The following is a 13,965-nucleotide window of genomic DNA, read 5'->3' on the forward strand; positions in this document are numbered from 1 at the left end:
GCAGGCACGGACGCTGGGGCTCACGGCGCAGAGGGATACCGCCCTGCCTTCCAACGAAAAGAGGCGACCCCGGGGCCGCCTCTTTCTTGTTCGCAAATGACCTTGAAGGATCAGACCGTCGCCGACACTCGGCCCGTCCGACGCTGCATGGCAAAGGCGCCGGGACCGTTGGCGGCGAGGACCAGGAACCCGCCGGCAAGGCCGATGTTCTTCATCAGCGCCGTCGCCTGGTCAGGGCCCATATGGGCGATGTAGCCGGTGAACAGGCAGAACAGCGCCAGCAGGATGCCGACGATGCGGACCTGGAAGCCGACCAGCACGGCAAGGCCGCCGACCAGTTCGCAGAGGCCGGTGAGATAGGCGAGCGCGAGGGGCTGCGGCAGGCCCATGCCACCGAGCATGCCGGACAGGCCCTCGGCGCCGCCGGTCAGCTTGCCGTAGCCGGCGACGATGAACAGGATCGACAGGAGGATCCGGCCGAGGAAGATGAGAATGCTGCCGTTCATGGAAGGGTTTCCCGCGAGTAATGATGCACCGTAATAGCCGAAAAAAACGGTCGCCGCAGGACCAGCCCACGGCGACCGATTGTTCACTGAAACCGGCTCAATAAGTCAAGGACGGCGCGAGATCGCTCAGCCCGGACGCGTCATCAGGGATGGATCGACAATCCGGTCGTAGTCCGCCGCCGTGACGAGGCCGGAGGCAAGGGCCTCGTCGCGCAGCGTGGTGCCGTTGTGGTGCGCGGTCTTGGCGATCTTGGCGGCATTGTCGTAGCCGATCGTCGGCGCCAGCGCCGTCACCAGCATCAGCGACTGCTGCATCAGGCTGGCGATCCGGTCCTCGTTCGCCTGGATGCCGTCGACGCAATGCTCGCGGAAACTGTCCATCGCGTCGCCGAGCAGGCGGACCGAGGACAGCACGGCCTTGGCGATCACAGGCTTGAAGACGTTTAGTTCGAAATGGCCCTGGGAGGCGGCGACCGTCACCGTCGTCTCGTGGCCGAAGACCGCGCAGGCGACCATGGTGAGGGCTTCGGCCTGGGTCGGGTTCACCTTGCCCGGCATGATCGAGGAGCCCGGCTCGTTCTCCGGCAGCGAAAGCTCGCCGAGGCCCGAACGCGGGCCGGAGCCGAGGAAGCGGATGTCGTTGGCGATCTTGAACAGGTCGGTCGCCAGCGCGTTCAGGCTGCCGTGGAAGAAGGCGAGCGCGCCGTGCGAGGCGAGTGCTTCGAACTTGTTTTCGGCGGTGCGGAAGGGGTGGCCGGTGAGGGTGGCGATCTCGGCGGCGATGGCGGTGTCGAAGCCGACGGGCGCATTGAGGCCGGTGCCGACGGCGGTGCCGCCCTGCGCCAGCGCCAGCACGTCGCCGAGCGCCTGCTCGATGCGCCGGCGGCCGAGCTTCAGCGCCGCGGCATAGCCGGAGAATTCCTGGCCGAGGGTGATGGGCGTGGCATCCTGGGTGTGGGTACGGCCGATCTTGATGATGTGGTCGAACTCCCGCGCCTTGGCATGGAGGCTGGCGTGCAGGGCGTCGATGGCGGGGAAAATGCGCTTCATCGTCTCGACGACGACGGCGACATGCATGGCGGTCGGGAAGACGTCGTTCGACGACTGGCCCATGTTGACGTGGTCGTTCGGATGAACGGGCTTCTTTGAGCCCATCTCGCCGCCGAGCATTTCGATCGCCCGGTTCGAGATCACCTCATTGACGTTCATGTTGGTCTGGGTGCCCGAACCGGTCTGGTAGACGACGAGCGGGAAATGGTCGTCGAGCGCGCCGGACAGGACCTCGTCCGCCGCCTTCTCGATGGCGGCGGCGAGTCCGGCGTCGAGTTTGCCCATGCGAGCGTTCACGGTGGCGGCGGCCTTCTTCACCAGCGCCAGCGCGTGGATCAGCGGAATCGGCTGCTTGTCTGTGCCGATGCGGAAATTGCCGATGGAGCGCTGCGTCTGCGCACCCCAGTAGCGGTCGCTGGCCACATCGATGCTGCCGAAAGTGTCTTTTTCCTGCCTCGTCTGGCTCATCGGATCCGCCCCTGATCTGCAGCGGGCCTCGCCCGCTCATCGCGTTGCGGCATACCTATTCCGGTTCACGCCAAAGCAAAAGCCCTGTCTGCCTCCGCCGAAGCTCAGCGTCCGCCAAGAGGGCGTCCCCAGAAATAGTCTGCAGGGCTGATCAAGAAGCGTTGAAAGCCGCGTGCGGCCATCGGCCTCTTTCGCACCGTTTCGAGGCTTCCAATCTTGAGACGGGAGGCGCGGTCAGGGGTCGGCTGCCCCACCCGCCTTCTAACAACACGAACTGGGAGATGCATCATGCTGAGAAGTCTGATTCTCGCCGCCGGCGTTCTGGCCGCGATCCCCGCCAGTGCCGTCACGGTGCACAACCGCGACACCGAAACGCGAGAAGTGACCTTCGACAAGGGCACGGAAGAAACGCTTCACGAAATTGCCGTCGGCGCCTCGGTGCGCGAATCCTGCCCGACCGGCTGCGCCGTCCGTGTCGTCGGCCGCGGCCATGATTTCATGGCGGAGGAGGGCGACGTCCTGGCGATCGCCGAGATGACGATCCGGCGCGACCCGGAATCGGCGAGCGTCGCCGACTGAGCCGCGACGGGCCGGGCGGTATCGCCTGGCCCGTCGATTTTGGATCAGGAAGCCGGGCAGTGCGCGCCGGTGGCGGCCCAGGCTTCGTACAGGGCGCCGAACTCGGCCTGCGTGCCCGGGGCGGGTTCGCGGCCCTCGCCGGGGTTCCAGCCCCAGCCGACGAGATCGTCCTTGGCCATGTGCTCGACGAGTTCGGCCAGCGTCTTGCCGCCGTTGCGGTTCTCGTCCTTGATCTGCACGCAGATCTCGGCGAGCGACTTGCCGACCCAGGCCATCTCGATCGGCGCGACATGCCAGTTCGGATTGCCCGGGATCGACTTGATCGTTTCGGCCTGCGCCGGCACGTCGACATTCGCCGGGCCGTGGCAGGTGTTGCAGGTCATGCCGGGCATGCCGAAGTTCGACTCGCCGCGGCTGACCGGCGGCACATGCACCTTCATCTCCATGCCCTGCAGCGGGCTGTCGCCCTTGGGATGGCAGTTGAGGCAGCGCGGATGCTGCAGCACCTTGCCGGTCTCCTCGAAGATGGCGACCGAGCGCGCCGTCTCGTCCGTGATCGAATCGAAGGCCGAGACGGGCTTCAGGGTCTTCGCGTCGTTTTCCTCAGCGTTGGACAGCGTTGGAGCCATCAGCGCGACGGCGATGGCAAGCGCCGCGGCAGCGCCGGCGAGGACGAGGATAGGCTTCACAGTACGCACCTTCACGAAACGACGACGTTGACGATGGGCAGGCGCCGCACCGGACTGCCGGTGAGGCGGCGCCAGGCATTGGCGACGGCCGGTCCGATCGGGGGAACGCCCGGCTCGCCGACGCCGGTCGGCGGCTCGTTCGACGGGATCACCGCCACCTCGACATGCGGCATCTCGTTGATGCGCAGCGACCGGTAATCGTGGAAGTTGGACTGCACGATCTTTCCGCCTTCGCCGAGCGTCACCGCGTCGAAGAGGACGGCGCCGAGGCCGTAGCCGATGCCGCCTTCCATCTGGGCGGCGATGACATTCGGGTTGATCGCCACGCCACAGTCGACGGCGCACCAGACCTTATGGACGCGCGGCAGGCCATCGGTGCCGACCGACACCTCGACGATCTGCGCGACATAGGTCTTGAAGCTCTGCACCACGGCGACGCCGCGCTCGCGGCCCTCCGGCACGGGCGAGCCCCAGTCGGCCATCTCGGCGACCTTCTTCAAGGTGCCCATGTGGCGCGGCTCGTTGCCGAGCATGGCCAGGCGCCCCTCGACGGGATCCTTGCCGACCTTCTGCAGCAGTTCGTCGACAAAAGTCTCGACGGCAAAGCCCGTATGGGTATGGCCGACCGAACGCCACCACAGCGCCGGCACGGAGAGCTGCGTGTTGTGGGCGACGACGTGGAGGTTCTCCACCGCATAGGGCAGGTCCGACGCGCCTTCGACCGAGGTCGAATCGAGGTCCGCCTTGCCCATGATCGACTGGCCGACGATCGACTGGCGCCAGCCGGTGATCTGGCCCTCGGCATTGATCGAGCCCTTCATCCGGTGAGCGTACATCGGGCGGTAGAAGCCACCGCGGATGTCGTCCTCGCGCGTCCACATGTGCTTGATCGGACGCGTGCCGTCGGTCGCCTTGAACACCTCGGCGACCTCGCGCATGTAGGGCGAGCCGAACTGCGCGCGCCGGCCGAAGCTGCCGCCGCCGAGCTGGGTGTTGACGCGGATTTTCGCCTCGTCGATGCCGAGCACCTGGGAGAGCGCCTGCTTGTCCTGGCCGGGGAACTGGGCGCCGTTATAGCAGTCGATCGAGCCGTCGGCGTTCTTGACGATGACGGCGTCGAGCGGCTCCATCGGCGCATGGGCGAGGAAGGGGAAAACGAGTTCCGCCTCGATCGTCTCCACGCCGTCCGCGCCGAAGGCCTTGTCGACATCGCCGCGGTTGGTCGCCTCGAGGCCCGTCTCCTCGTAGAGCTTGGCATAGTCGGCGGCGATGGCGTCGCTGGAGCGCGTCTCGGCCTTGGCCATGTCCCATTCGACGGTCAGCGCCGCCCGGCCCTTCAGCGCCGAGAAGGTGTCCTCGGCATAGACGGCGACGCCTTGCGGGATCTGCTTGACGGCGACAACGCCGGGCATCTTCAGGGCTTCGGTGGCGTCGAAGGATTTCACTGTGGCGCCAAAATGGTCGGGATGGGCGACCATGGCGATCAGCATGTTGTCGGCGGTCACGTCGAGGGTGAAGACGGCGGTGCCGTTCGACTTGGCGACGGTGTCGAGTTTCGGCAGTTCCTGACCGATCAGGACGAAATCCTTCGGGTCCTTCAGTACCGGCTCGGCCGGCGGCGTCTCCTGCGCGGCCTTGTCGGCAAGCGCGCCGAAACCGCTCTCCTTGCCGGAGGCGGCATGGGCGATGCGGCCCTTCGAGACGGTGATCTCGGAAGCGGGAACGCCCCACTCCTTGGCGGCGGCCGCCACCAGCATGGCGCGGGCGGTGGCGCCGGCCTTGCGCAGCTGCTCGTAGGAATTGGCAATCGACGAGGAGCCGCCGGTGCCCTGCAGGCCGAAGGCGAGGTTCGCATAGACCTTGTCGTCGGCCGGGGCGTGCACGGCGCGCATCTGGCTCCAGTCGGCGTCGAGCTCCTCGGCGACGAGGGTCGCGAGGCCCGTGAACGGGCCCTGGCCGAATTCGATGTGTTTGGACAGGATGGTGACGGTGTCGTCCGCCCCGATGCGCACGAAGGCATCGAGCGTCGTCAGCGCGTCGCCGCCGCCGGCTTGCACGCCCTCGGCGGCGAAAAGCCCCTTGGGCGCGAGCGTCAGGCCGATGACGAGGCCGGCGCCGGCCAGGAAGCCCCGGCGGGTGGGGGAGAAGGCGTGAATGGTCATGGCTCAGCCCTCCAGCGTGTCGGCGGCGTTGTGGATCGCCTGACGGATGCGTTGATAGGTGGCGCAACGGCAGATATTGCCCGCCATCGCCCCGTCGATGTCCGCGTCGGTCGGCTTCGGCGTGTTCTGCAGGAGCGACACGGCCGACATGATCTGGCCGGACTGGCAGTAGCCGCACTGCGGGACGTCGATGGCGACCCAGGCCGCCCGCACGGCTTCCGCCTCGGTGCCCTCGACACCCTCGATGGTCACCACATCGGAGCCGTCGACGGTGGAGATCGGCGTGATGCAGGAGCGCCGCGTCATGCCGTCGAGATGCACGGTGCAGGCGCCGCACTGGGCGACTCCACAGCCGTATTTGGTGCCCATCAGTTTCTCGAAATCGCGGATGACCCACAGCAGAGGCGTCTCGGGATCGCCGTCGAACGTCTTCTCTTGGCCGTTGAGCGTGAAGGTGATCACGGCATCTCTCCTCGTGGAATCGGCTGCGGTCGGGTCTGGCCCGAACCGCCGGCATGTCGAATTGTTATGGTTCTAATTTGCCAGAGGCGGTGCCGGAGGGAAAGTCACGAGACCTTGCACTGCGGGACGAAACCCGCCGATGGCTGGGGTCGCGAGCCACCTTGAGAAATGTCAAACTACTGTAAATAAAAACAAAAACGGCCGCCCCATGGCTGGGCGGCCGTTCTACCGATCGGTAAAAAATATTAGTCGAGTCTGTCCTTGACGGCGTCCTTGACCTTTCCATAGTTCTTTTCGGCCTTGCCTTCCGTCTTGTCGATGGCGCCCTCGGCCTGCAGCCGGTCGTTCCCGACAGCCTTGCCCGCGGCTTCCTTGATGGCGCCGCCGGCCTGCTTCGCACCACCGGTAACTTCGTGCTTGTCCATGGTTCGCACCTTTCCAAGTCCCGTCTGCTGATATCGCACGGGTTGTCGAAACAACGGGGGAGGCCGTACCGGGTTCCCCCGGACCGGCGGTCCCCGGGAGGTGCTCCTACAGCAAGCCGACGATCTGGTTGATCGCCAGGCCACAGATCAGGAGGCCCACGGCGCGCAGCAGCCAGGTGGCGGGAATGATCCGCACGGCGTAGCCGGCAAAAGGAGCGATGACCACGCCACCGGCGATCAGGCCGCCCACGGCCACGGCATTGGCGGCGAGGTCGGGGGCCTCTTCCCAGTGGCCGGTGACCAAGGCGATGACGAAGGTGAGGGACACCGACAGGGTGACGAGGAATTCGGCGGCATTCACCGACCCGATGACGTAGCGCGGCTGTCCGCCGGCACCGAGGAGGCCGGAGGTGACGATGGGTCCCCAGCCGCCGCCGCCGATGGCGTCGAGAAGTCCGCCCGTCAAGGCCAAAGGCGGGACGATCCTGGCGGGAACGGGTTGGCGCGGGACAGGACGGAACGAGCGCAGCAGCAGGTAGGCGCCGATGGCGGCCAGATAGGCGGCGACCCAGGGCCGGATGGTGCTGCCGTCGATGCTGGTCAGGACATAGGTTCCGAGCACGCCGCCACAGATGCCGAAAGGCACCAGCCGCCAGAACAGCTTCCAATCGATGTTCTTGTTCAAGAGATGCGCGCCGCCAGAGGCTGCGGTGGTGAAGAGCTCTGCGGCATGGACGGAAGCGGATGCCTGGGCGGGCAGAACGCCGAAGCTGAGCAGCACCGACGAGGAGATGACGCCATAGGCCATGCCCAGAGCGCCATCGACCAGTTGCGCCAGGGCGCCGACGAAGAAGAAGAGAAGGAAATCATCCATGGGGAGGGTTCGCCTGTAAGTGACGGGCCACCCTATCAACCGTGCCGCCCGGGAACAGGCGGCGCTTTCCAATTTTCCGCCTGTCGTGAGCCGATTTGTCCGACTTTGCACTGCGGCGTAGACGCAGAAAGGGCCCGGCGATGTCGCCGGGCCCTCTGAGCATCAACGGAAGTTCGAGAACTGCCGGGAAGGGAGGACTTCTTAGAAGTCCATGCCGCCCATGCCGCCCATGCCGCCACCCATGCCGCCGCCCATGCCGCCGGCACCACCGGCGCTCTCGCGCTTGGGGGCATCCGAGATCATGGCTTCGGTGGTAACGAGCAGGCCGGCGACCGAGGCCGCATCCTGCAGGGCCGAACGAACGACCTTGACGGGATCGACGATGCCCATCTGGATCATGTCGCCGTATTCGCCGGTCGCGGCGTTGTAGCCGAAGGTGACCGAGGAATTGTCGAGGATCTTGCCGACGACGATCGAGCCTTCTTCACCGGCATTGGTGACGATCTGGCGAAGCGGAGCCTGGAGGGCACGGCGCACGATGGTGATGCCGGCTTCCTGGTCCTGGTTGGCGCCCTTGATGGTCAGGGCGTTGGAAGCGCGCAGGAGAGCGACGCCGCCGCCAGCCACGATGCCTTCTTCGACGGCCGCACGGGTCGCGTTGAGGGCGTCGTCGACGCGGTCCTTCTTTTCCTTGACTTCGACTTCCGTCGCGCCGCCGACGCGGATGACCGCGACGCCACCGGCGAGCTTGGCCAGACGCTCCTGGAGCTTCTCGCGGTCGTAGTCCGAGGTGGTCTCCTCGATCTGCTGCTTGATCTGGCCGACACGGGCCTGGATCTGCTCGCTCTCGCCGGCACCGTCGACGATGGTGGTGTTCTCCTTGGTGATGGAGACCTTCTTGGCGCGGCCGAGCATGTCGAGGGTGACGGTCTCGAGCTTGATGCCGAGGTCTTCCGAGATCACCTGGCCACCGGTCAGGGTCGCGATGTCTTCCAGCATGGCCTTGCGGCGATCACCGAAGCCCGGCGCCTTGACGGCGGCGATCTTCAGGCCGCCACGCAGCTTGTTGACGACGAGCGTGGCGAGAGCCTCGCCTTCGACGTCTTCCGAGATGATCAGGAGCGGCTTGCCGGACTGGACGACCTGCTCGAGAACCGGGAGCATGGCCTGGAGGTTCGAGAGCTTCTTCTCGTGCAGGAGGATGTAGGGGTCCTCGAGCTCGGCGACCATCTTCTCGGGGTTGGTCACGAAGTAGGGGCTGAGGTAGCCGCGGTCGAACTGCATGCCTTCGACGACTTCGAGTTCGGTCTCAGCGGTCTTGGCTTCCTCGACGGTGATGACACCCTCGTTGCCGACCTTCTGCATGGCGGAGGCGATCATTTCGCCGATTTCGCGCTCGCCATTGGCCGAGATCGTGCCGACCTGGGCGACTTCGTCCGATGTCTCGATCTTGCGGGCCGAGGCCTGCAGGGCTTCGACGACCTTGAGCACGGCCATGTCGATGCCGCGCTTGACGTCCATCGGGTTCATGCCGGCGGCGACGGCCTTGCCGCCTTCGCGGACGATCGCCTGGGCCAGAACGGTCGCGGTGGTGGTGCCGTCACCGGCCTTGTCGTTGGTCTTCGAGGCCACTTCGCGCACCATCTGGGCGCCCATGTTCTCGAACTTGTCCTCGAGCTCGATCTCCTTGGCGACGGTGACGCCGTCCTTGGTGATGCGCGGCGCGCCGAACGACTTGTCGATGACGACGTTGCGGCCCTTGGGGCCGAGCGTCACCTTGACGGCGTCGGCGAGGATGTCGACGCCGCGCAGCATGCGTTCGCGGGCGTCACGGCCGAATTTTACTTCCTTGGCAGCCATTTGAATGTCTCCTCGGTGCGCTCTTATGAAGCCACACCGTGTTGAGTTGAGGGATTATGAGAGTTTGGACGCCCCGCGGGACAGGTCGACCCGTCACCGGACCGGGAGGTCCGACAGTCGGCTGATCAGCCGACGACGCCCATGATGTCGGATTCCTTCATGATCAGCAGATCTTCGCCGTTGAGCTTGACCTCGGTGCCCGACCACTTGCCGAACAGGATGCGATCGCCCGCCTTGACGTCGAGCGGCTGGATCTTGCCCTGCTCGTCGCGCGCGCCGGCGCCGACGGCGATGATCTCGCCTTCCTGCGGCTTCTCCTTGGCGGTGTCGGGGATGATGATCCCGCCGGCCGTCTTGGTCTCGGACTCCACGCGACGCACGACGACACGATCGTGGAGAGGACGGAAGTTCACAGTTGCCATAGTCGTTGGACCTTCAGCTGTAGAGGACAACCAGCGCCGAGTTCGGCCGCCGGTCCGGATTGTTGGCACTCGCCTTGACTGAGTGCTAGCGGCCCTGAGATAGGCCCTGGCCTCCCCGTTTGTCAAGGCACGGCCGTCGACGGGACGCATCCGTCTCGGCCGAACCCGCGGGAAAAGACCGACAAAAATTGCTTCAAATGCGACTCGTCGACCGAAGGGAATCTTAAGCGCGCGGGCATAGACTCCCGGTCTGGCCTTGGCGTTGCACCGGCCTGATCGCCCCCGCCAGACCTGCATGACGGAGTCGAACCTGAATGATGCCTTTTTCCCTGCGCTCTGCAGTGCGTCGTCTCATGCGCGACGAGCGCGGCAACTTCGCCATTATCGGCGCGCTGGTTGCCTTGCCCCTGCTTTTGGCGACGGGCGGAGTGATCGACTATTCGATGATGTATTCTGCCCGGGTGAAAGTGCAGAACGCCGCCGATTCCGCCGCGCTCGCCGCCGCCAAGCAGTATGCCGTCGATCCCGATCCGACCCGGCTGGCGGCCTATGCCGAAAGCTTCTTCCGCAGCAATGTCGGCGATCTCTACCGAACCGCCGCGACGCTGACCTACGAGGGCACCAGCTGGACAGACGACCACGCCCGGCAGGTCCAGGTGCATGCCGACTTCACCTATAGCCCCATGTTCCTGCCGCTGGGGGTGGGGCTGTCGAGCCCCACAATCCGGGTTCAGAGCGCCGTGATGGTCTCCGACACCACCGTCGAGGTGGCGCTGGTGCTCGACACCTCCGGCTCGATGGCCGATTCTCCCAAAGACGGCGGCGAATCCAAGATCGTCACCCTGCGCCGCACAGCGCGCTCGGCCGCGGCGAAATTCTTCGCCGCTTCGGGGACCGGGTCGGAAAAGCCGACCATGGTCGCCGTCGTTCCCTTCTCCGGCGCCGTCAATGTCGGCGCGACCAATCTCGATGCCTGGTGGATGGACCCCAAGGGCCTGTCGCCGCTGCACCACGAGAATCTCGACTGGAAGACTTATACCGACGCGCGCGGCAACCGTCTGGCGACCCAGGACGTGCTCAGCAAGAGGTGGTTTCTCACGGCCAGCCCGACCGTTTCGCTCACCCGGCAATATCTCATGAAGAACATGAAGACGCCGACCTACGTCCGGGACACCTCGATCTGCACCTACAAGGGCCTGAACTATCCGCTCTGCAGCTGGTCGGGGTCGGACGGGGCCTGGGTGATGAAGCTGGCCTTGGTGACGGTCTGCACCCAGGCGAACGACCCGACCGGCTGCCATCCCTACCGCATCACCTATGCCAGTCAGCCGATGTACAACCTGAACGGCTGCGTCGAGGCGCGCGGCGGCACCTACGGCATTAACGACGCAACCCCGAACGAGCTTGTTCCCCAGACTCTGTTCGTTCCCTACATGGCGGTCGACGAGCCCGACGGCGCTGGCGACAACACCTTTCTGCGCGACGAGGGCTACGAGTTCCCGCCCAAGGTGTTTCCGCTGAAGGGCAAGGGATTCTTCGAGCAGCAGGTCAACGTCAACAAATACCTGCTGCACCCGACGAAGTACAAGAATGTGTCGACCAACAATCTGTACAGCCCGAACTTCATCTGTGACTCCGCGCCGATCGTCCCGCTGACCGCCAGCGCTTCCACGGTCGACACGGCGATCAGCGGCCTGCAGGCCGTCGGTGCCACGAATGTCGACGAGGGGGTCGGCTGGGGCTGGCGCGTTCTCTCCCCGACGGAGCCTTTTGCCAACGGCAGGGCTTACAGCGACGACGAGAACATCAAGGCGCTGGTGTTGATGACCGACGGCGAGAACACCTCCTATACGACCAGCAACAACAGCAACCAGAACGAGTCGCGCTTCAGTTCTTATGGTTTCGCCCAGTTGGAAGGGTATCGCCCCGGACGCATCTTCAACGAAGCGGGCACGACGACGACCCATACCAACACCAATTATACGGCGGCCATGGACGGTCGCACCCGCAAGGTTTGCGCCAATGCCAAGAAGGACGGCGCCCGGCCGATGACCGACATCAACGGGGTGACGCTCACCGACGGGCAGGGGACGGTGCAGAAGGACGGGATCGTGATCTACACCATCGCCTTCGACATTCCGGCCAGTTCCGCGGCCCGCGTCAACGCGCTGCTCAGCGACTGCGCCTCCTATCGGACCGACGACCTGCGCCAGACGACGCTGCCCTATGCCCAGAAGAAGAAGAACTTCTATTCGGTGAAGAACGCGGCGGAACTCGACGCCGCCTTTTCCGACATCGCCGCCTCGCTGTCCAAGATGCGCATCGCGCACTGAGCCGGGCGCCGCGCGCCGTCGCCGCGTCGCTCGAAGCACAGGGCACGGGTGCCGAGACTTGACCCGCCGGCCGTGGCTGACTATCGCAGCCAGCATCGCGGCGCGGGGATGGCGACAGTCTTTTCAGCACAGGCCGCGCGGGGCCAATCCCGCGCGCCCTGGATCCCTGGCGGAAAGGGCGACGGCAGGCGCATGACGGATCTGGCAGGCATTGACGGGCTGGCGGCGGTCGCCGGCGATTACGACGCGATTTTCTGCGACGTCTGGGGCGTCGTCCACGATGGCGAGAAGAAATCGGCCAGTGCCGAGGCGGCGCTCGCCGCCGCCCGCCAGGTCGGCTGCAAGGTCATTCTCCTCACCAATTCGCCGCGTCCGGCCGAAGGCGTCGCCCGCCAGCTCGATACGCTCGGCGTGACGCGCGCCGCCTATGACGGCATCGTGACCTCCGGCGACGTGACCCGTGCCTTGATCGCCAAGGCCGGGAGGAAACTCTTCCATCTCGGACCGGCGCGTGACGTGGATCTCTTCGCCGGCCTCGACATCACGCTCGTGCCGGCTGACGAGGCCGAGGCCGTCGTGTGCACCGGTCTCGTCAATGACGAGGTCGAGACGCCGGAGGACTATTCCGGCATGCTCGCGCAGTTCAAGGCGCGCAGCCTGCCGATGATCTGCGCCAATCCTGACGTCGTCGTGCACCGCGGCGACCGCATCATCTTCTGCGCCGGCGCGCTCGCCCGCGACTACGCCGCCTTCGGCGGCGAGGTGCGCATGGCCGGCAAGCCCTATCGCCCGATCTACGAGGAGGCCTGCCTGATGGCGGAACTCGGCCCGGACGAGAAGGTGCTGGCCATCGGCGACGGCCTCAACACCGACATCCGCGGCGCCAACGGTTTTGGGCTCGACGCGCTGCTCATCGTCGGGGGCATCCACGGTGCCGAGCTCGATGATGCCGGCGGCGAGGCGAAGCCGCTCGAAGCCCTGCTGGCGGCGCAGGACCTGAAAGCCCGCTACTTCATGCCCGCCCTCGCATGATCCAGCGGTGCGGCGATCCGCGCGCACTTTCTGCCGAATGTCGCGGCGCGGTCGTGGCAATCGGCAATTTCGACGGTGTGCACCGTGGCCATCAGGCCGTGCTGGACGCCGCGCGGAGCGAAGCCGTGCGCCGAGATGCGCCGCTCGTCTGCCTCACCTTCGAGCCGCATCCGCGCACCCTGTTTAGGCCCGACCAGCCGGTGCCGCGGCTGACGCCGGCGCCGATGAAGGCGCGGCTTCTGTCGGCGCTCGGCTTCGACGCCGTCGTCGAGCACCGCTTCGACCGCGAGACCGCGTCGCTGAGTGCCGACGCTTTCGTCGCGAAGGTGCTGGTCGATGAGCTCGGCGCCCGCCATGTCGTCGTCGGTTTCGACTTCCAGTTCGGCGCCTACCGGACGGGAACGCCGGCCTTCCTCGTCGCGGAAGGGGCCGCCCGCGGCTTCGGCGTCACGGTGGTCGAGGGATTTGCCGACGAAGGCGGGGCGATCGTCTCCTCCAGCCGCATCCGGTCCGACCTCGGCCGCGGCGACGTGGCCGTCGCGGCCGGCCTTCTCGGCTATCGCTGGACGGTCGAGGCCCCCGTCGTGCACGGCCAGAAGCTCGGCCGTACCCTCGGCTATCCCACCGCCAACATGGCCTTCGCCAGCGACGACCTTCTCGCCCACGGCATCTATGCCGTGAAATTCCGCCGGGCCGACGGCACGCTCCATGGCGGCGTCGCGAGCTATGGCCGGCGGCCGACCTTCGACAATGGCGCGGCGCTGTTCGAGACCTACCTGTTCGACTTTTCCGGCGACCTCTACGGCGAGACCGCCGAGGTCTCGCTCTTTGCCTATCTGCGCGGCGAGGAAAAGTTCGACGGCATCGCGCCGCTCGTCGCGCAGATGGACCGCGACGCGGCCGAGGCGCGGGCGTTTCTCGCCCATGCGACGCCGCTGTCGCCGCTGGATGCGGCGATCGCCTTCTGAGGCTGCTCTCCGGTACAGCGCCAGCCTCAACCGTCGTCATCCTCGAGCGGAGCGCGGGGATTCATGCCTCCGCGATCCGGCGCCCGTCCGGCGCCGGATTGCCAGCATCGTCGTCACGGCGTGGATCCCCGGAGC

The 13,965-nt window shown here is 66.1% G+C and carries 13 protein-coding genes; 4 read left to right on the plus strand and 9 right to left on the minus strand.

Annotation, left to right across the window (positions count from 1 at the left end; translation table 11 throughout):
- Positions 1-110: 110 nt before the first annotated feature.
- A complete protein-coding gene (locus IEX88_RS03465) occupies positions 111-506 on the minus strand; it encodes a DoxX family protein (protein WP_188849138.1) in 396 nt (131 codons plus the stop codon).
- A gap of 126 nt (positions 507-632) precedes the next feature.
- Positions 633-2,024 carry a class II fumarate hydratase gene (fumC, locus tag IEX88_RS03470; protein ID WP_188849139.1) on the minus strand — a complete coding sequence of 464 codons (1,392 nt, stop codon included), beginning with the start codon at positions 2,022-2,024 and terminating at the stop codon, positions 633-635.
- 288 nt (positions 2,025-2,312) lie between these two features.
- Here fumC and IEX88_RS03475 point away from each other — a divergent pair, with 288 nt between their 5' ends.
- Positions 2,313-2,603 (plus strand): hypothetical protein, encoded by a 291-nt coding sequence (locus IEX88_RS03475; RefSeq protein ID WP_188849140.1) that lies wholly within the window; start codon positions 2,313-2,315, stop codon positions 2,601-2,603.
- Between the two features lie 44 nt (positions 2,604-2,647).
- Here the strand turns inward: IEX88_RS03475 and IEX88_RS03480 are convergent, their stop codons facing one another.
- The 7 genes from IEX88_RS03480 to groES all read right to left on the minus strand — a co-directional run bounded on the left by IEX88_RS03480 (position 2,648) and on the right by groES (position 9,497).
- A complete protein-coding gene (locus IEX88_RS03480) occupies positions 2,648-3,232 on the minus strand; it encodes an Isoquinoline 1-oxidoreductase subunit (RefSeq protein ID WP_244639820.1) in 585 nt (194 codons plus the stop codon).
- A gap of 71 nt (positions 3,233-3,303) precedes the next feature.
- A complete protein-coding gene (locus IEX88_RS03485) occupies positions 3,304-5,454 on the minus strand; it encodes a xanthine dehydrogenase family protein molybdopterin-binding subunit (protein ID WP_188849142.1) in 2,151 nt (716 codons plus the stop codon).
- Positions 5,455-5,457: 3 nt separating this feature from the next.
- The gene (locus tag IEX88_RS03490; protein ID WP_188849143.1) at positions 5,458-5,916 is read right to left on the minus strand and encodes a (2Fe-2S)-binding protein; all 459 of its coding nucleotides are present in this window, start codon (positions 5,914-5,916) and stop codon (positions 5,458-5,460) included.
- 245 nt (positions 5,917-6,161) lie between these two features.
- Complete coding sequence (locus IEX88_RS03495; RefSeq protein WP_373289538.1) at positions 6,162-6,341, minus strand: CsbD family protein; 180 nt, start codon at positions 6,339-6,341, stop codon at positions 6,162-6,164.
- 106 nt (positions 6,342-6,447) lie between these two features.
- Positions 6,448-7,215, minus strand: coding sequence for a sulfite exporter TauE/SafE family protein (locus tag IEX88_RS03500; protein WP_188849145.1), 768 nt, complete (start codon positions 7,213-7,215; stop codon positions 6,448-6,450).
- A 201-nt stretch (positions 7,216-7,416) separates the two neighbouring features.
- The gene (gene groL / locus IEX88_RS03505) at positions 7,417-9,075 is read right to left on the minus strand and encodes a chaperonin GroEL (protein ID WP_188849146.1); all 1,659 of its coding nucleotides are present in this window, start codon (positions 9,073-9,075) and stop codon (positions 7,417-7,419) included.
- 125 nt (positions 9,076-9,200) lie between these two features.
- Positions 9,201-9,497 carry a co-chaperone GroES gene (gene groES / locus IEX88_RS03510; RefSeq protein WP_188849147.1) on the minus strand — a complete coding sequence of 99 codons (297 nt, stop codon included), beginning with the start codon at positions 9,495-9,497 and terminating at the stop codon, positions 9,201-9,203.
- A gap of 314 nt (positions 9,498-9,811) precedes the next feature.
- On the opposite strand from groES, the gene IEX88_RS03515 reads away from it, so the two are divergent.
- The 3 genes from IEX88_RS03515 to IEX88_RS03525 all read left to right on the plus strand — a co-directional run bounded on the left by IEX88_RS03515 (position 9,812) and on the right by IEX88_RS03525 (position 13,830).
- Entirely contained in the window at positions 9,812-11,830 is a 2,019-nt protein-coding gene (locus tag IEX88_RS03515) for a pilus assembly protein TadG-related protein (RefSeq protein WP_188849148.1), read from the plus strand.
- 192 nt (positions 11,831-12,022) lie between these two features.
- Positions 12,023-12,862, plus strand: a complete 840-nt coding sequence (locus tag IEX88_RS03520) for a TIGR01459 family HAD-type hydrolase (protein WP_188849149.1) — start codon at positions 12,023-12,025, stop codon at positions 12,860-12,862.
- A complete protein-coding gene (locus IEX88_RS03525; RefSeq protein WP_188849150.1) occupies positions 12,859-13,830 on the plus strand; it encodes a bifunctional riboflavin kinase/FAD synthetase in 972 nt (323 codons plus the stop codon). Before IEX88_RS03520 ends, IEX88_RS03525 begins: the two co-directional genes overlap by 4 nt.
- Positions 13,831-13,965: the final 135 nt, after the last annotated feature.

Origin of the sequence: Aureimonas glaciei, from assembly GCF_014643375.1 — a bacterium.
Taxonomy (GTDB): Bacteria; Pseudomonadota; Alphaproteobacteria; order Rhizobiales; family Rhizobiaceae; genus Plantimonas; species Plantimonas glaciei.